The sequence below is a fragment of the Paenibacillus sp. FSL L8-0502 genome (assembly GCF_038593055.1).
Lineage (GTDB): Bacteria > Bacillota > Bacilli > Paenibacillales > Paenibacillaceae > Paenibacillus > Paenibacillus polymyxa_D.
The window spans coordinates 3,929,588-3,952,369 of the sequence record NZ_CP151958.1 but is presented as its reverse complement, the minus strand read 5'-3'; the positions used below and the strand labels follow the sequence as shown (position 1 = coordinate 3,952,369).

Here is a 22,782-nt window from a genome sequence, read left to right as displayed (position 1 = left end):
TCACCTAAAGGTTAAGAGCCGAAGGTGGGTTTTTATTATCTGAGACTTAGAAGGGAATAAACCCTCCAAGCCAATTGTAATGACCAGATGTTGACCGTAATTGGTCTTTCTTTAAGTGTGCTAACAGATGAAAAAAGATGAATTAAAGAAAAAATAAGATAAGTGAAGTGAAAAGCAAGTTAGTAAGCAAACTCATATGCGAAATACTATGCAACAATTTTAAAAATCTATTAAAACAAAACAAGAAAATGAGGGATGTGCCCAATGACATTACAGGACCTATTTAATGAAAAACCAACTCAATTGTAAAAACAAAAGAATGGTTGAATACGGAGATGACCTTTTTACAGAAGAGAGATTATTAATGTGTGATAAAGTCCTTGATAACTATCTAAACCAATTAATATTATTACAAGAAACTAAACATCCTGAAAGTATTATGAAGGCTGTAGAAGAAATTGTAATTACATTTAATGAATTGAATGAAAAGAACACTATTTTATTGAAACGATGGAACGTGAAGAACTGGCTGAATTTATAGATAAGGCAGCAAGACTAGCTGGATTAGAAATTGAGGAGGATCAAGATATTACAGAAGAATGGAGAGAATGGTGATGGTGAATTAAACAGGATTTCTAAGTAGATTCAATGAATTCATGGTACCTCTGTATAACATCACATCCAAGCATCGTCGCATTCGCTCCTCGGTTCGGCAGAAGTTGAGAAGCCATGAAGTAGAATCAGCCGAACATATTCGGCATACGCCGGACGTCTTGAATACAGAAACGTTATGTGAGATCAGCTAGGAATAAAAAGGCTATATTTAGGAGCAAGTACTATGAAGCGAATTTACAAGCATATCGAAGAATACACAGATCAGGAAATAAAAGATATTTTAACTCGCCGAGAAGTAGAAAAACTTATATATTTACCACTTTCAGTTGGAATGTATCATCACAATTGGAAGTTTGCTCAAGATATATGTCTTAAATCAGCGCAACATGATAATCCAAATGTAAGAGCGAATTCTGTATTGGGATTAGCACATATAGCAAGAACTAAAAAACAGTTAGATAAAAGACTAGTAAAACCAATCATTTTGAAAGAATTAAAAAATAATATAGAACATAAAGGAATAATATTAGATGCTATAAGTGATATAAATTTATTTATGAAGTGGAAACTAGCAAGGAAGCATAATTATTAGTTGACTCGAAGAAAAGCTGACCTCATATAACATCGCATCTACGCTGCGGGCGTTGCCCTTGGTTCGCTAGAAGTGGAAAGCAGAGAGAGAAGCGGGATCAGCTCACAACCCTGCGAGGCTAAGTCCGATGGACCCGGCGCTTTGCGCCTTAAGCCTCTCGGATTCGTAGATACAAGAACGTTATGCGAAACTGCTTAGAGATGGAGGAATACCAGATGTTTTTGAATTCTCATGTCTTTGAGTTAGCCAAAAAATTAAATACAGAAGAGAATCATAAGCAATGGACAGGCTTAAGAAGAAATTCTGTATTCTATGGCTTGGTCTGCTATATTAACAATTCAATTTCTTTATGTCTAAGTGATAATTATACAAGTTCAATATTGTTTTTAAGAAGAGCACGTAAAGAAATCATTAATATTGAAACCAATTCAAATAAGATTCAATATCAATATGGAGATAAATATATCAAACTCTGTAATAATTATTTGAATGAGTTAGAGACATTTATAAAAGATAATCATTTAGTGTCTGATGAAGATTTTGAGTTTATTTTAAACAAAGAATTGTAGACATCGGTTCAAAAGTTTTCGAAGAAGCTTCGCATAACATAATATCGGAGCCTAGGCCAGCGAGTTGGGGTTCATGCATACAGGAACGTTATTAGAAAGACTATGAGGAGGAAAATAATGAAGCTATTTCATGGAGAACAAGTCTTAATTAAAGAAAACAATCTCTTACAGCCACAAATACATACTCCTCTTGGAATAATTGAATTTTCAATCACAGTCTCTGATAACTTCTATTATCCAGAAAAAAGTTATAAACTCAAAAATGGTGGATCATTATATAAATATTATTATGATTCATTTGATTGTGAGCTAGTTGTCTGTAGACCCAAGCTCAATCTCGCTTTACATCTGACAGTAGAAGAATGTTGGGGAGCAGTTTTTAGAATAAAGCCTCATGCGAACACTCAAATAAGTACGTGCAGCTTTTCTGCTTCTTGGAAGGAGGGTTACAGTTGGACAGATTATGGATCTAATACTGGGGAAGATCTTGAAGCTGTCGAATACGAGAATCAGATATACCGTTTACACTTGGGGACACAAGACGGGGATATGTTAATGGCAAGAAGAAATCAAGGAGATATGATTCCTAAATCGCTATGTTTAAACTCTGACTTTGAAAAGCACGGTTTTATCCTAAGTTCTGATAAAGGCATTAAAATTCCTATGACACTAATTGATTCTAATGAGATATGCCAAGTACATTTTTTAGTTGCTTGGAATAAGAATATCAAAGAGGATGTTTCGACGTGGTTGGCTGTGGACCAGTTCTCAAATGAAATATTAAAGGGAGAAGAAATTTTGTAGATACCCTCAAAATTGTCATAGTTCATCTGATAACATAGTATCACACATCGGCATACGCCCTCGGCCCGGCAGAAGGATTTCGGAAAAGGAGATCACTGTAGGACACCTGAGCACTCGCTGGGATCGTGAATGTAGAATCGTTAGATGAAAGCCCCCGAATAAATAAAACCATCTAAAAAGGAGGATGAAAAGAAAAAGTGATAAAATCTATTAGTATTGATGAATGGATTGGGACCACATTCAATGAAGAAATAGTTATGAATCCTACGTGGGCAGACACTTTAAGTTTTTTTTAAAAACTCGATGGAGATAAATTTACATTAGTTTTTTTTGAGGTATCAGATACAGATTCAGCATTGGTTGGAGGCGGACCGGAATATTTTATAGTGTCTATTACAATTGATGGTAATATATATACTCTTATGAACAATAAACAGGGAAACGGTGAAATTCATCTGGTTGCTGGTGGCCAGTTAGGCAATTATTGCGATAACATTTGTATAGAATTAATTCCTATGCTTGAAGTAATAAAGTATTTTTATGAAACTGGAAAACTACTCGAAACACATAAATGGAAACGAGAATAATAATTACTTAACTCGAAAAAAGTCAACGTTATTTAACATAGCATTCAACTCATCTGGCCGGGACAAGCCCGACCCTTAGCCCGGAAGATGCATTTCGGAAGGGCGGATTCAACGGAAACATTCAACCGGCTAAGTAGCAGAGCCACCCGGACTACATGCCTTATCCATTGACGAAAGTAGATTTTAGAAGTGAATCCGTCATATAACGTTAAATTCAAGCAGTGGCTCCTAACGGAGCCTTGGTCTGTTGAAGGATCTCAAAGGGGCGTGAAGATATTGAATTACATAAGAGAATTAAGAGAGTTAGTAGGTACCCGACCTATAATTATGGCAGGAGCATGTGTGATTCTCATAGATGATGAGGGACGATTATTATTGCAGCAAAGAACTGACAATGGTCTATGGGGATTACCAGGAGGTTCAATGGAGCCTGGTGAGAATATGAAGGAGGTTGCAAGCCGAGAACTTTTTGAAGAGGTAGGCTTAGAAGCCGAAGAGTTAGAATTACTTGATATATTTTCAGGCCCGGAACTTTATTATCGATATCCGCATGGAGATGAAGTATATAACGTAGTTGCAGCTTATATATGTAAAGAATACAGTGGAATAATTAAAGGTGATGAAGCTGAAGTACAAGATATACGATTTTTTGATTTAAACAAGATACCCAATCAAATAAGTCCTCCCGACCTACCGATAATAACAAGATTTTTAAATGAAGTAAGATCATGAAAACATTTTTTAAGTAAATCGAGGATGTCCCCGATATCACCTAACAAAGGGCTGTTTGAACTTCAGGAATACCCAAATGCTATGTGAAATCAACGAAATTATTTAAGTGGTAAACATAGGTGTGACTGCTTGGCGCTTTTTCTTACTTCACGAGCAAGTTGCAATAAAATGAACATGAAGTAGACGGAGCTGAGTGTCTACTTCATGTTCGCCTAAATTTTTGCAAATTGAATTACAGGTGGATCAATGGATTTTTGGAGGTTCAGAATTCATCGTATCGTTAAGCTGAGTCACAAAAACACCTTCGTTCGGGCCAGGGCTATTTCGAAACATTTTCGCTTCTTCCACCAGAACTTCGTCTGTATCCGTGCCAAGTATCTTTATTGTTGCATCAATGAATGAATCAAGTGGCATCGCACGCGGTTCATCGTTGTTGCTTTGAACCCATGGGGGTACAATTTCTATTACTTTTACCGATGTGTCTTTAAGCATGTACCTTTGGGACAGCGTATAGGTATGAAGTGCTGCTTTTGTCGCGGAGTATACAGCAGTTGTCGCTAATGGTACAAATCCAAGTATCGAAGTCGTGTTGATGACAACGGCTTCTTCTTTGGACTTCAAATGCTCGATGAATGCAGAAGTCAACCGAATGGGACCTAGCAAGTTTGTAGTGACAGTCGAAATCAAAACATCCTCATCGATCACGCCCGCCGCGTCATCGGACTGTATGATGCCGGCGTTGTTAATCAAGACATTAACATCCGGGTATTCTTTGATTAACTGCTTGGCGGCCGCCTTTATGCTGGCAGGGTCTTGTACATTCAATTCCACTGCGGACATGCCGGGATTCGCTTCGATCGTCTCCTCCAGACGCTCTTTACGTCGACCGGCGATAATAACTTTGTTTCCAAGATTGTGGAGAGCTTCTGCTAACGCACGTCCAATTCCCGAACCGCCGCCTGTAATAAAAATCGTGTTTCCTGTAAGTTTCAATTTTTAAACCCTCCTAATTCAATGTGATTTAAATCATTCCAAAGATTGTAAAACAATAGATTTCATGATTACAGCTCCACTAAAATTGAACATATGTTGAATCATCAACATAAATTTTATAAAGTGAATGTATCAGAGCGGTATATGGGGTTCAATGGTTAAAACAAGCGTGGTTGTTGATTTTTCAACAGAGGACTTCGAAGTGTTCATTTTTTCGGATAGCACAAAGGGGAGAAGGATATGGACAGGCGTATTCAAAAATCGAGGCAAGCCATTATTGATGCTTTTATGAGGCTGATGTCAGAAAAGGAATTCGAGAGAATTACGATCAATCAAATTGCTGAGGAAGCGAATGTCAATCGCGGAACGGTTTATTTGCATTTTGCTGATAAGTACGATCTGCGCGATCAATGCATGGAAGCTCAAATTAAAGAGTTACTATGCAATTGTATGTCTGAAGATAACTTCTTTCATCTCCCTTCCAAAACCGCACTACTGCGTACGTTTGAATATTTGGAGCAGCATGCTTCATTCTACTCAATAATGCTGACGAACAAGGGAAGTACGGTTTTTCGAAACCAAATAGAGACAATGTTCCGGCAAAGTCTGTGCGAGCATCTGGATTCGATCAACCTCGATCAGGATATGAACAGGGACATTACGGTGCAATTTTTAATTTCAGCGGCAGTGGGGGTATTGGAATGGTGGATTACCCGTTCAATGCCATATCCGGCATCGGTCATGGTCGAACAATTTTGGAATTTGCTGAACCGTGGTGTCGAGGGACACGAACAATAGTGGTTCAAATGATAGAAATAGAAATAACAGAAGAAGAGTCACTAAAAGCTCAGAAAAGTGAAAGAGATGCATATGAACTAATAATCAAACTACAAAATGAAAAAAGAGCATATAAGAAAATTTACTGATAAAAAAATTTGCAGATTGATTTTGAATGCATAGTGAAGAAGTTCGGTAACTTCTGATAACATATATTCAAGCATAAGAATCCTCACAGAGCCTTGGCCTGTTGGGATGGAGTTCGAGGAGGCATTTCAGCAGACAACCCCGGAAAAAATAAAAAGACAATGGAGGTATGTTGGGTGCTGACATTAGAAAAATCTGGAAAAAATGATGCGCAAAGACTTGCTGAAATACAAAAGGCCAGTTTTGAGGATGAATCAAAGCATTTTAATAATAACGAAACCGTTGGGCCCATAGGATATGACTCCATAAGTTGGCAAGAAGAGATGATGCAAAATTGCGAATATTTCAAGGTGCTCTTTAATGGAGAAATAATCGGGGGAGCTATGATATTTGTAGAATGTAATCAAGTGCATAATCTAGGAAGGATCTTTATTGATCCAAATTTTAAAAATCTAGGAATCGGAACGAAGGTGATGGAGAAAATTGAAAATAAATTTCCGGACAGCACTAAATGGTGGCTGGATACTCCTAGCTGGAGTGTGAAGAATCATCACTTCTATTCAAAGTGTGGGTTTACTAAGGTTAGAGAAGAAGGTGACTTATACATTTTTAAAAAGACTTTATAAACTTATGTAATGTACAAACGTTATGAGACATCAGTGCTGAGTGTTACAAAGAAGATATTCGATGAAAAGAGTGAAAGGGAGGATTACAATGCAGATTGATTTTGCGATTGAATCTGATTATGAGTACATCTTGTTAAGAGACAAGCACATACATAAGACACTGATAAGACCAAAAATAAAAGAAAATGAAATTCTAATAATCAGAGAATCCAATCAAAAAATAGGTTGGATGAGATACGGATTTTTCTGGGACAACACACCATTTATGAATATGATATGGATAGATGAGGAGTATAGAGGAACAGGTATTGGTAAAAAAGTTGTCCACTATTGGGAGGAATTAATGAAACAAAAAGGTTTTGAAATGGTTATGACCTCAACACTTTCAAATGAAGAAGCTCAACATTTTTATAGGAAGCTTGGATATAGAGATGCTGGATGTTTAATGTTTGAGAATGAACCTCTGGAAATAATACTGACAAAGGATTTAAACAAAAATTGACGTTGAGGAAATCAATGTAAAAAGCATTTTAAGAAGAGAGTGCTAATAATATGTGGTGTATTTCTTCCAATATAGAACTAAAAAAGGAATTGACTTTAGACTACAGAGATTTTTTTAATAGAGTAATCTAGAATAGACGAGACCAAATAATATTAAACAAGGATTGAAGAATATATTAAATAAGAACTAGAGGTATCACATAACATCGTTTTCCTGAAAGTGAAAGTCAGGTAGACAATCCTGCGAGGCTAAGAACCGAAGCTAGCCAGTCGCTACGCTTCTTTAAGCTTCTCGGGTTCAGGAACACAAGAACGCTATTAGACATAATTGCTGATAAAGTAATGTTGAGGTGAATGATGAAAGTATTTCAAAAAAAAGCAATCCCAATCATTGTTAGACATTATCAATTCATTTGCATTGTTGATGAGAAACCTTATGAGGTATTGTTTAGAGCTTATTCAAGGAAGTATAAAACTTCTTTTATTGAAATTTCGTTCGACTGGAAAGAATGTTGTTACATTAACTTATATAGACCTTTAATAAAATCCATATTAATTGAATATTGTATAAAGCTTGCTTGGATATATGATAAACCGAAGCAAATTCTAAGAATAAAGGACAGTAGAAAAATTGTTCAAGAACTATCATTAAGGGATTATGATTACAAATAAATGTTGGCATTTTCATGCGAAGCAATTTTGTCTACGATTAAGAGAATTGCTTATAGATATTTTATTGAGAATTATAAACAGCTCGAAGGCGAGGATGATAAAGGGCTGATTTTGTAAGTGAATCGAAGAAGTTATGTTTCGTTAGCTCCTATGGAACCTTGGTCTGCGAGCTGGATATCGAAGAGGAATTTCAGCAGACAACCCCTGACGGAGCTCATGAATACAAGCGTTATAGAAAAGGGACGCAAACCATAAAAAGAAGGTGTTTAAGTTGTTTGGTTTATTTAAGAAGAAGAAAATAATATTTGAAGATCAACTAAACAAACTTTCTGAATTGGGCATCTTCATGAGTGCAGATTTAAAAAAAGAATTACTTTTGGAAGAATTTTCGAGAAATGAATATGAAGAAGATCCCTACAACTTGCTACTACTTACTTTAGGTGGAGAAGTTGAAGTGAATGGTGAATTTATAAATGTATCTGAGGAAATTTGGTATTTAGATACTGAATGTATTGAGGACCATGGAGACTATGCAAGAATAATAATACGATTAGAGAATATGACAAAACTTAATTTAAATAATATAACGGATTACGTAGATATTCAGAATGGTACTGCATGGGTCTCTTTTGAATATATGAATGAACTTATCAGATGGGAAATGAAAGTATATGATGATTGGTTGGATATGGAGATATTCAAGAAATTTAACGAACTAATAAAGACTGAACAATCCATGAAATTGTATATTTCAATTTTAGATCAAGGTTGCCTAATGGGCTATTTTAATAAAGAACAAGTGATCGAATTAAATAAATTAACAAAATATAAATTTGAAGAATATCAGTAAGTATATCAGTGAGCGACCCTAACCTTTAGCAACGCATTGAAGGTTGTAGGGGAAGAATTATCAATTTGTAAAGTTCGAAGAAGAGAACAATCAAAAATTCATAGATGATGTTGCTGCAATTGGCCCCGTAAGTGATGAAGAAGTGTCGAAGAATTATTAAATAGAAAAGATAGGACCTTGATGTATCATACTTCTAAGGATCGGATTCTTGTGAAAATTCGGAAGAATGTTGGTTTAAGGATATAAATGAAAATAGAATAAAGGAAATATACTTTTAATGAATAGAACGGTAGCCGGTTTTTAAATTAGTAATTTCCAAGTCTTATCATTACCTTCTATTCGTGTTTAGTTTTGTTGTTCTTCTTTAAGGTTTTTATTACTTTTAAGTACTTTATTGCTTTTTGAATAATTGGGAAAATTATATTTTTTATACAATCAAACAGCGATTGTCACTTTTATACTCCTTTAATGGCTCCATAACTGTTAGTTTTATATCTTTAGTATCTTCATTCTCTTAAATTCTTGATAATGTGAGTAGTGTTCACACTCTAAATAATCAGGTTTTTTTCTAGTTTCTCTATTAACCTTTTCTGATCAATTACAATAGCAAATCTTCTCTTCCCTTGCTCTCCTGCGTAGTCATATTCCTAATGCATATTAAAGCTCCACATTCATTCTCCTTTACATTGTGAATATATTCCATTATTAATAATACAAAAGATTTGATATCCTCTCTTGACATTTGATAATTTTTTCAGTGTATGATAGGATAACTCCTGTAAATAGATTCCATTATAAGGCTTCATTTGGTTCTATTTTACTATTATTTCTAAGGAGTGATTGATAAAGTGAAAAAATTTTTAAGTTTGTTTGTTGTGTTGATATTATTTTTAGGTGTTCTTCCTTACTCAGTTAACGCACAGGATTCTTTAACTATTAACACCCCAGAAGACTATATTAACTATTTAAAAAACAATAATAAAGGACTCAACTCTTTGAACGATAATGATTCCTCTACTATTCTAGAACAGTTCACAAGTCTCCCCAAAGAAGATCAACAAAAATTTGTGGATTATATGAATGATCCCCATGTGATTAAATCAATTTTTAATGGAATACAAAGCGGAAAAGATTCAGATTTATATAATGGAGATATAAAAGTGAGAGTAGACCAAAACAAAGAAAACTCTACTACTCCTTTCGCAATTGAATATACACCTTATTCTGAAATAGTCGTTTCTACATTTGGTATCAATATAATTACGACAAAAGTATATATACATTACAGAGTTAGTGAGGGGAAAGTGACTGATATTCTAAATGGCGGTGGAACTGTTACAAGAAACTGGTTCCCTGTAGTGAATGTAACCATACAAGAAGATAAACCATATATTAACTCTGACAACAGCGCCTATCAGACCGCATATTTCACTTGGACTTTTATTCATCCGTCTCTTGGAGAGGTAGTCGAAACTGGTACACATACAATTTGGGGATATGCAGATGGTACATGGGAATCACAATTTTTAAAATAATAACAAAGAACGCAACTAATATTATGAATTGAACCAGTTACGATAATAGGGCAGTGCTAAGCGTACTATTGGTTCTATATAATAGAATAACTGGCATCGTTTTAAAAAAAAGAGAAGCGCTTGAACCTATTTATCCATCGTTTCTCTTTCTTTCTAAAAAATAGTATATTATTATTATTAAGTTTTAAATTCCATTTATTTGGGTGTCAATACAGGAAATTAATTTGATAATTAAAGCTCAATCAACAAACTCCCCATACCTAAGATAGGATCTGTCTAAGACTGAAGCATTTCGTGAATGCAGAAACATGAGCTGAAAATCGTCAAACGAAATAACAAGAGGGATTTTATGTCTGAATATTTTTGGAACAATAAAATTGATTATCTAAGAAATACCCGCTGGTTGTACTATAACGATGATTATTTGGAATTTCTTATACAAAAGGTTTGGAAGATAAATAAACCTGTAAAGATCATAGATTATGGATGCGGCTTCGGATATTTGGGACTAAAGCTTCTTCCATTGCTACCAAATGGATCAACATATACTGGCATTGACAAAGGCAGGGAATTAATAAAGCAAGCCAACGAATTACTTTCAAAACTCTCTTATGATGCTGAATTTATAGGGTGTGATATTGAAAACGTTGAATTAGAAAAGAAGTATAACATAGCAGTCAGTCATGCTTTTTTATTACATATGCCTAATCCAAAGAGTCTACAGGAATTATATGAGAGAGTATGGGTAAAGACGGGAATATAGACATACAAATACCGATCATGCTAAGCCAGTTAGGCTTAAGAAATGTAGGATGTAGGGTTAGCGATAAGGTGAATTTTCTTGATCAAAATATAGACATGGAAAGTAAAAACATGCTTTATAGTTCTTTGAGAGAAGAAGGCTTGGGACAAGAACTTAATGATGTTTTAGAAGTTCTTAATAATTTGTTGTCTAGAGGATTAAACGAAACGGAAGCTCAAAAACATATGAAGCAGAAGCAACATTTTCTAAAGAATTCAGTGATGAATCCTGGTTAGTTGCACCTAATATGAAGATTTCTTTTGGTACAGTACAGAGATTTTAAAGTAGAATATGCAAAAATATTATGGGAGGTTATATGGGCACAGATATTTGGTTTTTTGTAGAGAAAAGGTATTTCAGAGACGAATATGAACAGATTGATGGTACTTGGAGAAAAATTAAAAAGAGTAAGCAAAAATTCAATGATGCTGCTACTTATTGATTTTAAATGGGATGAAAATTATTATTGTGATCAATTTATGGAATATAGAAATATTATGGATACATGTTCGAGGTTCATCAATGAAACAATTCCAAAATTATTGAAATTAGGGAATGCTGAAGATGTAAGAGTGATTTTCTGGTTTGGTTAGGACAGCAGACAGCCCCTTTGGGGTTCATGCATACAAATATGTTATTTTAACTAGCTCAAATATGAAAAGAGGAGTCGGAAACCATGAATGAGAGGTCGCGGTTACTAGAGGAGTTCAAGGAATGGATACGTTTTGTTTCTGAGATTCGTGAAATGGATTGGAAAATAAAGATTGCTGAAGATAAATGGTCAGTTCACGATATCGTAAGTCATATATTACTGTGGGATAAATACTTTTATGAAGTAGCCATAAATCCGATATTAAACGATGCGCCTTTGACATTAACACATATGGATTTTGAACAATTTAATCAGGATGCTGTTGAATATGGAAAAACAAAAACGAAAGAAGAATTAATTAAAATGACTATTCAGTACCGTAACATGATATTGGAGAGTATAGAGAGTTTTGAAGACGACAAGTTTACTAAAGAATATGCTGACGGGAAGTTTACTGTAATATCATATTTAAGAGATTTTATCTGGCATGATCAACATCATATCAGACAGATTGATGAGCTTAAAAGAAGAGCAATGTGAGTATATAGGCGGGTGAATAATATGGGGGATTATTGGAACAAAAGATTTACTGAAGAAGGAATGATTTGGGGTTGTGAACCAAGTCAAACTGTAACCCAAGCTATAGATTTGTTCAAAAAGAATAATGCACATAATATTTTGGTTCCCGGTGCTGGATATGGAAGAAATACGAAGGCGTTCTCTTCTTATTTTCAGGTTGATGGAATTGAGATATCTAGTTCAGCTATAGATCTAGCAAAAGAATGGGATTTAAAAACGAATTTTATTCAAGAATCGGTATTAGAGTTTACTACAAGCCAAAGGTATGATGGAATATATTGTTATGATTTATTACATTTATTTTTGTTAGAAGACCGAAAAAGACTGATACAGAATTGCGTGAAGCATTTGAAGGAATTGGGAGTAATGTATTTCACATGTTTTTCTGATCGTGATTCTAATAATGGTGTAGGTAGGAAAGTTGAGGAAGGAACATATGAATACAAGGAAGGGAAATATGCTCACTTCTTTACTGAAAAAGATTTAAAAGAACATTTTAATGATTTGAATATATTAGAAATGGGTTTCATGAGAGAAACTCTGATATATGTAGAGAAACAACAGAAAGAATATGAATTAAGATATATAGTTGTTCAAAATATTGGATAGCTATTTCGAGGAAGTAATTCAACAGACATGTCCCATCGCTTAGCTACCGCAAGTGGCAGCCGGACTGTTAATCTTAAAGCGCTGGGACATCGTGAATAAAGAAACGTTACATGTATTTGGAACTGAAGGGAATAAAAAATGAGAATGCAAGATAAACCGATAGTAAGTATTATAGGCTTGGGATTATTTAGTCTGACACTAGTGGTGCACATTTGTTTTAGATCAATAAGAACAATGGATGTAGGAATGGGGATATTATTGTCTCTAGTAAATGCCGTATTTTTAGTATTTACATTGCTATGGGGAGTATTAGGCGCAGTAGAATTCTCAAGATTAATGAGTTGGAGAGAGAAAATAAAGAAAAGAGAAGTGAACGAAGAAGTAGATTTACATAAATACAAGAAAAAAATTAAAATATATCTATGTATAAACGTAATTTATTTATTACTAGTTATATGTCAACTCGGCTATGTTATTTATAGATGGGATGAGGTGAACGTATAGTGCATAGAGCAATGCGATGCTATTCGAAGGCGAAATAAGTTCCAGTTAACAACGTATTTTTGTACCGGCTATCATCTCAATCTGGTAGAAGAATTTCGGGAGATGTGGAACCAGTCAGAAACTTACGCCAAATCGTCAGGACGTAGAAAAAAATCAGCTTTGGAATTCTATATAAGGTCGCTTCACTCGGCTCAAGTTGATTTTTTATGTACTTTTTAACAAAGCAAATAAACTGCCATGAGCCAAATCGCTTAAGGCAGTTTATTTGTCTTTTGAACCTGTATATCCGTTGAAACTTTTTATTCCTCTCCGGTCGCCACCGGATTCTCCTCATAGCTGATCCAGTCGCTCCAGCTTCCCGGATATAAACGGACCTTACTAAATCCAGCTTCATTCAGGGCCAGTACATTGGGACAGGCGGATACGCCAGAACCACAATACACGATAATTTCTGCGTTTGGATCAAGATCGGCAAAGTGCTGCTGCAATTGTTCCGCATTTTTAAAGCTGCCTTTTTCGTCCAAGATCTCTTTCCAGAAGAAATTCACTGCACCGGGGATATGTCCCGCTGCTTGATCAATGGGCTCCTCCAGCCCCAGGTAGCGAGGCCGCTCTCTGGAGTCGATTAATATAGGTGAAAAACCGATATAGGAGCCAACAGGAACAGAATCTTCGGATACACGGTGCACCTCTTGCATACTTGTGAGCATTTGTGGCTGTACATTTGGTGTGAATGTACTTGGAATGCGAATCGGCTGGTCTACCGTAACGGGGAACTTCGCTTCTTTCCAAGCGCTGTAGCCCTCTTCCAGCACATATACCTGCTCATGCCCGAGATAGCGCAGGAGCCACCAGAAGCGGGAAGCCATCATACCGCCTTGGTCATCATAAGCGACGATGCGCAAGGCAGCATTGATTCCGGCACGACTTAGACGTGCAGCAAGTGTATCCACATCAGGTAAGGGATGGCGACCCCCATGCTCAGCAAGAGGAGCGGTAAGGTCTTCTTCCAAATCGAAATGAACCGCCCCTGGAATATGGTCTTCATTAAATTGAGTCCGCCCAGCTCCGGCTTGTCCGAGCAGGGAACGGCAGTCGGCGATGATCATGTCCGGCTCATACAATCGGGCTAGCAGCCAGCGTTTGGATACGATGGATTTCATAGAGAATTCCGCCTTCCTTTTTTTAGAAGTGAATTTAATTCATTGAGTATGGTTTATGAAAATGGGGTAAATAAGTTAAGAGCTGGCCTTCAGGGGATGCTCAGTGTCGGGCAACTCACTTTGATGGACAACTTTCTTTTTAAAATCCGTTCCGTATCGGATAAAAATCCATACCCCGAACAGGATGAAAAAGCCTGCACCAAATTGTAAAGTAGACAACCTTTCCCCGAGCAGCACCCAAGCTAGCAAGGAAGAAATAACGGGCTCGCCGAGTACCGCCATCGACACCGCAGTTGCGTTAATGTATTTGAGCAGCCAGTTAAATAGGTAATGTCCGAACAGCGTAGGTACAATGGCTAACAGCAGGAACAGTCCCCATTCCCGTGGAGCGTATCCGGTAAAAGGAATGGCATTGACCACATTATACAGCGCAAGTGATGTGGCTGCGATGGCAAAAACCCAAAAATTATACACAAACGCGCTCAAATGCTCGCGCAGATGCTTGCCCATCAGCATATGGATGGACACGGCTACCATACCCAAGAAGGACAGTGCGTCCCCGAGCAGGGCTTGTCCTGAGACATGGAAGTCTCCAGCTCCGATGGCCAGCGAGCCGATAAAAGCCATGCCCATCCCGATGAGCATAGCGCGATTCGTGCCCGTCCGGAAAAACAAAAATGAACCGAGCATGACAAGGATCGGCTCCAATGTCATAATAACGGTAGAGCTTGCAACGGTGGTCAGTCGCAGTGAGCCCATCCAGAGCAAGAAATGCAGCCCCAGCGCAATACCGGACCAGAGGATCAGCATCCACTGCTTGCGGGTCAGGCTAAACAGCTCAGTGCGGTACTTCCAGACCAAAGGCAGCATGATCAGATTGGTTAGGTACAAACGGTACATAGCGATGACGGACACCTCGGCTTCAGACCATCTTACGAAGATCGAGGAGAACGAAATAGCGATAATACCTATGATGTACAATAATTCAAAGGAAAACGACGGTTTGTGTGCTTGATTCACGTGGCAGCTCCATCCGTATGGGGGAAAATAAATACGTCTATGTTCCTTCCAAGCGGTATCTCGAAAATTAGGTTAATACAGCCCATTATACCGTACCTAACATTCCCGTGGTATTAGGATTTTGCAAAATCCTGAGAATATAATAAACGGGAGCAGGAGGTAGGATTTTGGGTTTTAAGTGAGATGCTGCGTAGAACTTTTGCTGCACAAGCTCGTCTATCATAGTGGAGGTGGATTTTATGAAAAAACAAAACACAATTTCAATCATACTACTGACTGTAGTGGCAGTGCTGGCTCTGTCAGCCTGTGGAACGAAACCGCAAACCAATAACACCGCACCTCAAGGGTCAGACCAACCGCAAACGCAACAGCAGCCGCAAGTTAAACCGGAGACAATCGCTGAGTCGGAGGTTAAAAAAGGCACAGGTGTATACAATGGAGCTGCTGACCCGCATACGGTAGAGATTGGAACCAATGGCGAAGCCCAATCCTTCCAATTGGGGGACGGACTGGACACGGTAATAGCTGGACTTAAGGAAGGCGATACAGTAGCGTTTGAATACACCGAAAAAGCAGTAGAGGGCGACGCGACGGCGAAGCAACTGACTTTAACGAAAATACAAAAAACAGAGGCTGCAACAGATGGCAATCAAAACGGAAGTGCTGGTCAAGCAGTAGGCGGAGAACGCACAAAGACTCAAACTTTTGATCTCACCCTTGAGGGAAAAAAGGAAAAGCAGACTGCGACATTAGCAAAAGGAGAGGGATATTCGCTGTATGTGTTTGATCCGATGTCCCTGTTTCCTGATCAAAACCGTGTTGCCTTGGCTGTAGATGATAACTATTATGCTGAAATTACGAAGCTACCCTCCGATTTTAATCTGGACGAACTTCAAAAAGAAGGCGAAAAGGATCTAGCTTCCATCGGTAAGGTGCAAAAGCTGGACAAAGCAGCCATACCTGAAGCGTTATCCAGTAGCCGTCTGTTCTTACAAGCGAGCAGTTCGAAGATGACACAGCAATATATAGTTGTAGAAAATAAAACAGGCGGTTTCATCGTGAAAGTGAACATTCCACAAGGTGAACCTGCTGAAGGATTCCAATCCTACATTTATACATCGCTGGAGAGCCTGCAAGCTAATAAATAACCCTACTTTGATGCGGGATGATCGGCGGCTTACAATCATGAATTTAAGGCAGTCATGCCGCTGAAAATGGTTATTTTAAGGGCTAGGTTAGAGCTATAAGGGTCTAATCTATAATTGCGAGACCTGCACTTTTGTGCTATAAAGGATGAGAGAATAAGATCATTCCGGCTTGCGAAGTCGTATGAAGCGATGAAGGAGTTGTTAGATTTACTATGTCCATCGAAATGAATACACAAGAAGTCATCAACGTGATTAAAAACAGCAAGAAAAAGACGCCTGTTAAAGTATATGTAAAAGGAGCTTTGGCTTCCGCATCATTTGGCGAGAATGTTCAAGCTTTTATTTCTGGAGACAGTGGTGTTGTATTTGGTGATTGGGCTGATATCAAGCCGGTACTGGATAGCGCAAACGCTAAAGAAGAAGATTATGTGGTGGAAAATGATCGCCGTAACTCCGCTGTTCCAATGTTGGATCTGAAAGGCATTAATGCACGCATTGAGCCAGGCGCATATATCCGTGATATGGTTGGCATCGGTAACAACGCAGTCATCATGATGGGTGCAGTGATTAACATCGGTGTCACCATTGGTGAAGGCACGATGATTGATATGAATGCTGTGCTGGGCGGTCGTGTTAAAGTAGGAAACATGTGCCACATCGGTGCAGGCGTTGTCCTGGCGGGTGTCATTGAGCCACCGTCCGCACAGCCTGTTATCGTAGAAGACGAAGTATTGATCGGTGCGAACTCGGTTGTACTGGAAGGCGTACGCATTGGTAAAGGTGCAGTTGTTGCAGCCGGAGCGGTCGTAACTGAAGATGTGCCTGAATACTCCGTAGTGGCGGGTACACCTGCACGTGTGATCAAACAGGTCGACGATAAGACCAAATCTAAAACTGAGATTTTGAAAGAACTGCGCGTTCTGTAAGAATGCAGAAGTTTTTTATGTACCAAAGGTGAACGATTCCTTGTCAGAAGCATGATGCACTGACAGCATAACTTAGGGACGAAGCACAACGGACAAGGCTCGGCGGCTGCGCCGGGCTTTTGTCCTTTTGTTCTTTTGCCCGATAAGAGCTGATGAGCTATAAAGAGGAGGCGTGGCAGCAATGAGTACGGTCGACTATCGTTCTTTTGTCCAAATACGAAGAGATTTACACCAAATTCCCGAACCGGGTTTTGAGGAGTACAAAACACAACAATATTTGCTGGATTATTTGGAAACGCTCCCTCAGGAGCGGTTGGAAATTCGTACATGGCGTACGGGCGTGTTAGTGTTCATTCATGGATCAGCTCCTGAACGCCGCTATGGATATCGTTGTGATATGGATGGTTTACCGATTGAAGAAGAGACAGGTTACGATTTCCGTTCGACCCATCCCGGCTATATGCATGCTTGTGGACACGATTTACATATGACGATTGGATTGGGAATTGTTACTCACTTTGCAAGCCATCCGATTAAGGATGATCTGGTTGTATTGTTTCAACCGGCTGAGGAAGGGCCGGGCGGAGCCTTGCCTATGCGGGACAGCACAGAGCTGGCAGACTGGATACCCGATGAAATTGTCGCGCTGCATGTTGCACCTGAATATCCTGTCGGTACAATTGCGACTCGCCCGGGCATCCTATTTGCCAATACGTCGGAGCTTTTCATCGACCTGAAGGGTACGGGCGGGCATGCTGCGTATCCACACAAGGCGAATGATATGGTAGTGGCTGCTTGCCAACTGGTGGGACAATTACAAACGGTTGTAGCCCGTAATGTGAATCCACTCGATGCAGCAGTCATTACTGTGGGTAAGGTTAGCGGAGGCACGAAGCAAAATATTATCGCAGAAACCGCCCGGTTGGAGGGTACGATCCGAACGTTGTCTGCCGATACGATGGCGCTGGTTAAATCGCGGATCGAAGCGCTGGTGCGCGGTGTGGAAGCTGGGTTTGAATGCCATGCCGAGATTCATTATGGCTCCAATTATTTGCAAGTGTACAATGAAGCTCAGGTGACCGAGGAATTTATGAACTGGGTCAGTAACCGGCAGGATGTGCAGCTTATTGAATGCGGAGAAGCGATGACCGGAGAAGACTTCGGGTATTTTCTGGAGCGAATTCCCGGTCTGATGTTCTGGCTTGGCGTTGATACGCCTTATGGTTTGCATCATGCGAAGCTGGAGCCTGCGGAAGAAGCGATTGGTGTAGCCATTCGTGTGCTGACAGACTACTTTACATGGAAGTCTCAAGGCTAAATGATGCGCCCTGAATAATTATGTTTAATGAGAAGAATGAAATGGAATGAAGTCGAATTTTTGAAGGAGGGTGTTATGGGAGAGCAAACCATCATCCGATTTGAACGGGTGACCAAGCAATATGACAACGATCCCCCAGTGCTGGCGGACGTCAGCTTTGAAATTGAGCGTGGTAAATTTTATACACTGCTGGGGCCTTCCGGCTGTGGTAAAACGACGATTCTGCGTATGATTGCAGGTTTTGCGGAGCCGACAGAAGGCTCTATTTATTTAAATGGAAAACTCATTAATCGTGTTCCAGCCAATGAGCGGCAGGTCAATACGGTTTTTCAAGATTATGCGCTATTTCCGCATCTGAATGTGTTTGAAAATGTAGCCTTTGGTCTGCGAATCAAAAAGATGAATAAAAAGGACATCCAAGAGAAGGTGACACAGGCGTTGTCCTTTGTCAATCTGGAAGGCTACGGCGAGCGGGAAATTTCTGAGATGTCCGGAGGACAGCGTCAGCGTGTTGCCATCGCACGGGCTATCGTTAATGAGCCTGACGTTCTCTTGTTGGATGAACCGTTGTCTGCATTGGATTTAAAGCTGCGTACTGAAATGCAGTACATTTTGCGCGAAATGCAGCAGCGCCTTGGAATTACCTTTATTTTCGTTACGCATGATCAGGAGGAAGCACTGGCCATGTCGGACGAAATTTTTGTCATGAACAAAGGTAAGATTGAGCAGAGTGGTACGCCTAATGATATTTATGATGAGCCGATCAATCGGTTTGTTGCTGATTTCATCGGCGAATCCAATATTGTCCCAGGACGGATGATTGCGGATTACCAAGTGGAATTTAACGGCCGACAGTTTGAATGTGTCGACGGAGGCTTACGTCCGAACGAGCCCATTGAAATCGTGATCCGACCGGAGGATCTGGAGATTACGAGTGTTGTTGAAGGCAAGCTGCGTGTAAAAGTGGATACCCAATTGTTCCGTGGTGTTCACTATGAAATAAGCTGCTATGATGATTCGGGACAGGAATGGCTCGTGCATTCTACCAAAAAGGCGGAGCTGGGCAGTGAAATCGGTCTGCGATTTGACCCGGAAGCGATCCATGTGATGCGGTTCGGGGAAACAGAGGAAGAATTTGATCGGCGTCTGGAAGCCTATGAAGAGGTGGATCAGCATGTCCGGTAATACAAGAGCAGCGTATCTGCTGCCTTATTATTTATGGATTGTGCTGTTTGTGGCGGCTCCGGTTGTACTTGTGTTTTACTATTCACTATTTGATGTGGATGGTCATCTCACATTCAACAACTATGCTCAGTTTCTGACACCTGTTTATTTGAGCATGACGCTTAGCTCGTTTTGGTATGCATTTCTGATCACTGTATTTTCACTGTTAGTTGCTTACCCGGCAGCCTATTTACTCACACGCACCAAGCATAAGCAGCTGTGGCTGTTGCTCATTATTTTGCCGACCTGGATTAACCTGTTACTCAAAACGTATGCTTTTATTGGGATTTTCGGAACCTATGGTCCGGTGAATGCGGTGTTAGGTATGGTTGGGTTGGGAGGTCAGCAATTATTGTTTACCAGCTCCAGCTTTGTGTTTGTGTCGGTTTATATTTTTGTGCCTTTTATGATTTTGCCCATCTATAACGCGTTGGAAGGGTTAAACCCTTCATTGCTGGACGCAGCCCGTGATTTGGGAGCCTCCAAGTGGACTGCGTTTCGCAGGGTTATTTTTCCGTTAACGCTTGCGGGTGTGCGATCTGGTTGCATGGCTGTGTTTATTCCAGCGTTGTCGCTGTTTATGATTACCCGCCTGATTGCAGGTAACCGTGTGATTACACTGGGGACGGCGATAGAGCAGCATTTTCTGGTTACTCAGGATTGGGGTATGGGCTCTACGGTTGCCGTGTTCCTGATTTTGGCGATGGGGATCATTATGCTGCTCACCTCGGGAACGAAACGGAGGGTGCGGCATGGTAAATAAAAACCGATTCGGAAATATTTATTTGGTGATTGTTTTTCTCGTTTTGTACGCGCCTATTTTGTATTTGATGTACTATTCCTTCAATAGCGGCGGGACGATGCATGAGTTTGAGGGTTTTACACTCCAGTATTACAAAGAGGTGTTTGCAGACACTCGCTTGATCATTATTGTCATTAACACCTTGGTGATTGCTTTGCTGTCATCTGCGTTGGCTACGATTATTGGCATTATGGGTGCGCTGGCTATCCATCAGATGCAGAACCGTCGAGTCAAAAATACGCTGCTGTCGCTCAATAATGTATTGATCGTGAACCCGGACGTCATTATCGGCGCTTCCTTCCTTATTTTGTTCACGATGGTCGGGATTAAGCTGGGTTTCTACTCCGTTTTATTGTCCCATATTGCGTTTAGTGTGCCGATTGCGGTCATTATGATTTTGCCGCGGCTTCAGGAAATGAGTCCATCCCTGGTGGATGCTGCGCGTGATTTGGGTGCCAGCCGGCTGGATGTACTGACCAAGGTGATTTTGCCCTTTATCAAGCCAGGGATTTATGCGGGCTTTTTTATGGCGTTAACGTACTCGCTGGATGATTTTGCGGTGACCTTTTTTGTGACAGGCAGTGGCTATTCGACTTTATCGGTGGAAATATACTCACGTGCCCGTCAAGGGGTTTCCTTGTCCATCAATGCGCTATCTACGCTCATATTCCTGTTTACTGTACTGCTGGTGGTGGGTTACTACTTTATTATGCGCAAAGCGAATCGTAATGATAAAAAGGAGCCTGCGGCAGAAATGGGGGTGCCTAGATGAAGTCACTTGTGCGCGTGTTTCTGTCGATTTTCATCATCTCGTTTGGGCTGATGGGAGTGGCGGCATGGCTGAATTCCAGTCAAGGCTACTCCGGTGGCAACACACTGACGGTGTACAACTGGGGAGACTACATTGACCCTGAGTTGTTGGAACGGTTTCAGAAGGAGACGGGGATTACTGTCATTTATCAGACCTTTGATTCCAATGAGGCGATGCTGACGAAAATCGAGCAGGGAGGAACTTCGTTTGATGTAGCGGTTCCCTCGGAATATGCTTTGGCTAAAATGAAGCAGGAGCACTTGTTGCTCCCGTTGGACCATAGCAAGCTGCCGAATTTGAAGCATGTAGATTCACATTATCTAAACCTTTCGTTTGATCCGAATAACCAATATTCGGTTCCGTATTTTTGGGGTACAGTCGGGATTGTGTTTAACCCGGAGCTGACGAAAGGCATTGATTTTCATAGCTGGGATGGCCTGTGGGACCCGAAGTTACGTAATAACCTGTTGCTGGTTGATGGAGCTAGGGAGATTATGGGCATGTCGCTGAACAGTCTCCACTACTCCTTGAATGATACGAATGAGGCACATTTGCAGCAGGCTTTGACGAAGTTGGAGAAATTAGCGCCCAATGTCAAAGCGGTTGTTGGTGACGAGATTAAAATGCTGCTGGCAAACGAGGAAGCTGCTGCCGGGGTTGTATGGTCCGGTGATGCGTCTGAAATCATGGATGAGAACGATAAGCTCGATTACATCGTGCCGGATGAAGGTTCCAACCTGTGGTTTGATAATATAGTTATTCCAAAAACCGCTACCCATGTGGATGCGGCCCATAAGTTCATCAATTTCATGATGCAGCCCGATGTAGCCGCTCAAAATGCCGAATTTGTAGGATACTCCACGCCAAACAAGGATGCAAAGAAATTGCTGCCTAAAGATATCTCTGGCGACGAGCGTTTTTACCCTCCGTCCGACATTACAGATAAGCTGGAAGTGTACGACAATCTGGGCAAGCGCATGCTCGCTCATTACAACGAATTGTTCCTGCAATTCAAAATGCATTTAAAGTAGGGGAGTGGCGTGAGGATTCAGGTTTGCGCTTTAGAGGTCGCTGCGGAGGCGGATGGTGCTTACCATCGCTGTTAAATTCCGATTTTTATGATTACCGCATAAAGGTGGAAATCGGAATTTAAAGGCGACCGCTTCGCTTGTCCAGTACCATTCCGCCCCCTCCGCTGCACCGTGCTTAAAGCTAGTCACCCATGAATCCCTACGCCGATAGCGCGTGGGAGTAGTGGAAGAATAGGCCTCTGAGCCACCCGTA

General features: G+C 40.0%; 24 protein-coding genes and 2 pseudogenes. 23 read left to right on the top strand and 3 right to left on the bottom strand.

Annotation, left to right across the window (positions count from 1 at the left end; genetic code table 11):
- Positions 1-264 precede the first annotated feature (264 nt).
- The 6 genes and pseudogenes from NSQ57_RS17140 (at position 265) to NSQ57_RS17115 (ending at position 3,899) form a co-directional block, all read left to right on the top strand.
- Positions 265-615, top strand: a pseudogene (locus NSQ57_RS17140) (hypothetical protein).
- A 223-nt stretch (positions 616-838) separates the two neighbouring features.
- The gene (locus NSQ57_RS17135; protein WP_029515456.1) at positions 839-1,207 is read left to right on the top strand and encodes a hypothetical protein; all 369 of its coding nucleotides are present in this window, start codon (positions 839-841) and stop codon (positions 1,205-1,207) included.
- Between the two features lie 215 nt (positions 1,208-1,422).
- A complete protein-coding gene (locus NSQ57_RS17130; RefSeq protein WP_069010400.1) occupies positions 1,423-1,776 on the top strand; it encodes a hypothetical protein in 354 nt (117 codons plus the stop codon).
- A 117-nt stretch (positions 1,777-1,893) separates the two neighbouring features.
- The gene (locus NSQ57_RS17125; protein WP_069010401.1) at positions 1,894-2,580 is read left to right on the top strand and encodes a hypothetical protein; all 687 of its coding nucleotides are present in this window, start codon (positions 1,894-1,896) and stop codon (positions 2,578-2,580) included.
- 386 nt (positions 2,581-2,966) lie between these two features.
- Positions 2,967-3,167, top strand: a complete 201-nt coding sequence (locus NSQ57_RS17120) for a hypothetical protein (protein WP_342425060.1) — start codon at positions 2,967-2,969, stop codon at positions 3,165-3,167.
- Positions 3,168-3,443: 276 nt separating this feature from the next.
- Complete coding sequence (locus tag NSQ57_RS17115) at positions 3,444-3,899, top strand: NUDIX domain-containing protein (RefSeq protein WP_071644342.1); 456 nt, start codon at positions 3,444-3,446, stop codon at positions 3,897-3,899.
- Between the two features lie 243 nt (positions 3,900-4,142).
- On the opposite strand, the gene NSQ57_RS17110 is transcribed toward NSQ57_RS17115, so the two are convergent.
- Positions 4,143-4,892: an SDR family NAD(P)-dependent oxidoreductase gene (locus tag NSQ57_RS17110; protein WP_342425059.1), complete on the bottom strand. Its 750-nt coding sequence runs from the start codon at positions 4,890-4,892 to the stop codon at positions 4,143-4,145.
- A 240-nt stretch (positions 4,893-5,132) separates the two neighbouring features.
- On the opposite strand from NSQ57_RS17110, the gene NSQ57_RS17105 reads away from it, so the two are divergent.
- The 10 genes and pseudogenes from NSQ57_RS17105 to NSQ57_RS17060 all read left to right on the top strand — a co-directional run bounded on the left by NSQ57_RS17105 (position 5,133) and on the right by NSQ57_RS17060 (position 13,086).
- Positions 5,133-5,690: a TetR/AcrR family transcriptional regulator gene (locus NSQ57_RS17105; protein ID WP_342425058.1), complete on the top strand. Its 558-nt coding sequence runs from the start codon at positions 5,133-5,135 to the stop codon at positions 5,688-5,690.
- A 302-nt stretch (positions 5,691-5,992) separates the two neighbouring features.
- On the top strand, positions 5,993-6,442 hold the full coding sequence (locus NSQ57_RS17100; RefSeq protein WP_342425057.1) for a GNAT family N-acetyltransferase: 450 nt from the start codon (positions 5,993-5,995) through the stop codon (positions 6,440-6,442).
- Between the two features lie 88 nt (positions 6,443-6,530).
- Positions 6,531-6,944 carry a GNAT family N-acetyltransferase gene (locus tag NSQ57_RS17095; RefSeq protein WP_069010404.1) on the top strand — a complete coding sequence of 138 codons (414 nt, stop codon included), beginning with the start codon at positions 6,531-6,533 and terminating at the stop codon, positions 6,942-6,944.
- Positions 6,945-7,877: 933 nt separating this feature from the next.
- Positions 7,878-8,465 (top strand): hypothetical protein, encoded by a 588-nt coding sequence (locus NSQ57_RS17090; RefSeq protein WP_342425056.1) that lies wholly within the window; start codon positions 7,878-7,880, stop codon positions 8,463-8,465.
- An 848-nt stretch (positions 8,466-9,313) separates the two neighbouring features.
- The gene (locus tag NSQ57_RS17085) at positions 9,314-10,000 is read left to right on the top strand and encodes a hypothetical protein (protein ID WP_342425055.1); all 687 of its coding nucleotides are present in this window, start codon (positions 9,314-9,316) and stop codon (positions 9,998-10,000) included.
- 349 nt (positions 10,001-10,349) lie between these two features.
- Positions 10,350-11,085: pseudogene (locus tag NSQ57_RS17080) on the top strand (class I SAM-dependent methyltransferase).
- 33 nt (positions 11,086-11,118) lie between these two features.
- On the top strand, positions 11,119-11,244 hold the full coding sequence (locus NSQ57_RS17075; RefSeq protein WP_342425054.1) for a hypothetical protein: 126 nt from the start codon (positions 11,119-11,121) through the stop codon (positions 11,242-11,244).
- A 234-nt stretch (positions 11,245-11,478) separates the two neighbouring features.
- Complete coding sequence (locus NSQ57_RS17070; RefSeq protein ID WP_029515442.1) at positions 11,479-11,934, top strand: DinB family protein; 456 nt, start codon at positions 11,479-11,481, stop codon at positions 11,932-11,934.
- A gap of 21 nt (positions 11,935-11,955) precedes the next feature.
- Positions 11,956-12,582: a class I SAM-dependent methyltransferase gene (locus NSQ57_RS17065; RefSeq protein ID WP_342425053.1), complete on the top strand. Its 627-nt coding sequence runs from the start codon at positions 11,956-11,958 to the stop codon at positions 12,580-12,582.
- A gap of 138 nt (positions 12,583-12,720) precedes the next feature.
- A complete protein-coding gene (locus NSQ57_RS17060) occupies positions 12,721-13,086 on the top strand; it encodes a hypothetical protein (protein WP_069010409.1) in 366 nt (121 codons plus the stop codon).
- A gap of 299 nt (positions 13,087-13,385) precedes the next feature.
- Here NSQ57_RS17060 and NSQ57_RS17055 read toward each other — a convergent pair whose 3' ends face one another.
- On the bottom strand, positions 13,386-14,249 hold the full coding sequence (locus tag NSQ57_RS17055; RefSeq protein ID WP_342425052.1) for a sulfurtransferase: 864 nt from the start codon (positions 14,247-14,249) through the stop codon (positions 13,386-13,388).
- A gap of 75 nt (positions 14,250-14,324) precedes the next feature.
- The gene (locus NSQ57_RS17050) at positions 14,325-15,269 is read right to left on the bottom strand and encodes a DMT family transporter (RefSeq protein WP_318627380.1); all 945 of its coding nucleotides are present in this window, start codon (positions 15,267-15,269) and stop codon (positions 14,325-14,327) included.
- Between the two features lie 239 nt (positions 15,270-15,508).
- Here NSQ57_RS17050 and NSQ57_RS17045 point away from each other — a divergent pair, with 239 nt between their 5' ends.
- The 7 genes from NSQ57_RS17045 to NSQ57_RS17015 all read left to right on the top strand — a co-directional run bounded on the left by NSQ57_RS17045 (position 15,509) and on the right by NSQ57_RS17015 (position 22,529).
- On the top strand, positions 15,509-16,417 hold the full coding sequence (locus NSQ57_RS17045) for a hypothetical protein (protein ID WP_318627379.1): 909 nt from the start codon (positions 15,509-15,511) through the stop codon (positions 16,415-16,417).
- Positions 16,418-16,629: 212 nt separating this feature from the next.
- Complete coding sequence (dapD, locus tag NSQ57_RS17040) at positions 16,630-17,343, top strand: 2,3,4,5-tetrahydropyridine-2,6-dicarboxylate N-acetyltransferase (protein WP_029515436.1); 714 nt, start codon at positions 16,630-16,632, stop codon at positions 17,341-17,343.
- A gap of 181 nt (positions 17,344-17,524) precedes the next feature.
- Positions 17,525-18,661: an N-acetyldiaminopimelate deacetylase gene (locus NSQ57_RS17035; protein ID WP_029515435.1), complete on the top strand. Its 1,137-nt coding sequence runs from the start codon at positions 17,525-17,527 to the stop codon at positions 18,659-18,661.
- A 75-nt stretch (positions 18,662-18,736) separates the two neighbouring features.
- Positions 18,737-19,846 carry an ABC transporter ATP-binding protein gene (locus NSQ57_RS17030; protein WP_029515434.1) on the top strand — a complete coding sequence of 370 codons (1,110 nt, stop codon included), beginning with the start codon at positions 18,737-18,739 and terminating at the stop codon, positions 19,844-19,846.
- On the top strand, positions 19,836-20,648 hold the full coding sequence (locus NSQ57_RS17025) for an ABC transporter permease (RefSeq protein ID WP_023989586.1): 813 nt from the start codon (positions 19,836-19,838) through the stop codon (positions 20,646-20,648). The genes NSQ57_RS17030 and NSQ57_RS17025 overlap by 11 nt, the downstream gene beginning before the upstream one ends.
- The gene (locus tag NSQ57_RS17020; RefSeq protein WP_322252249.1) at positions 20,638-21,459 is read left to right on the top strand and encodes an ABC transporter permease; all 822 of its coding nucleotides are present in this window, start codon (positions 20,638-20,640) and stop codon (positions 21,457-21,459) included. Before NSQ57_RS17025 ends, NSQ57_RS17020 begins: the two co-directional genes overlap by 11 nt.
- Positions 21,456-22,529, top strand: a complete 1,074-nt coding sequence (locus NSQ57_RS17015; RefSeq protein WP_029515433.1) for an ABC transporter substrate-binding protein — start codon at positions 21,456-21,458, stop codon at positions 22,527-22,529. Before NSQ57_RS17020 ends, NSQ57_RS17015 begins: the two co-directional genes overlap by 4 nt.
- Positions 22,530-22,782: the final 253 nt, after the last annotated feature.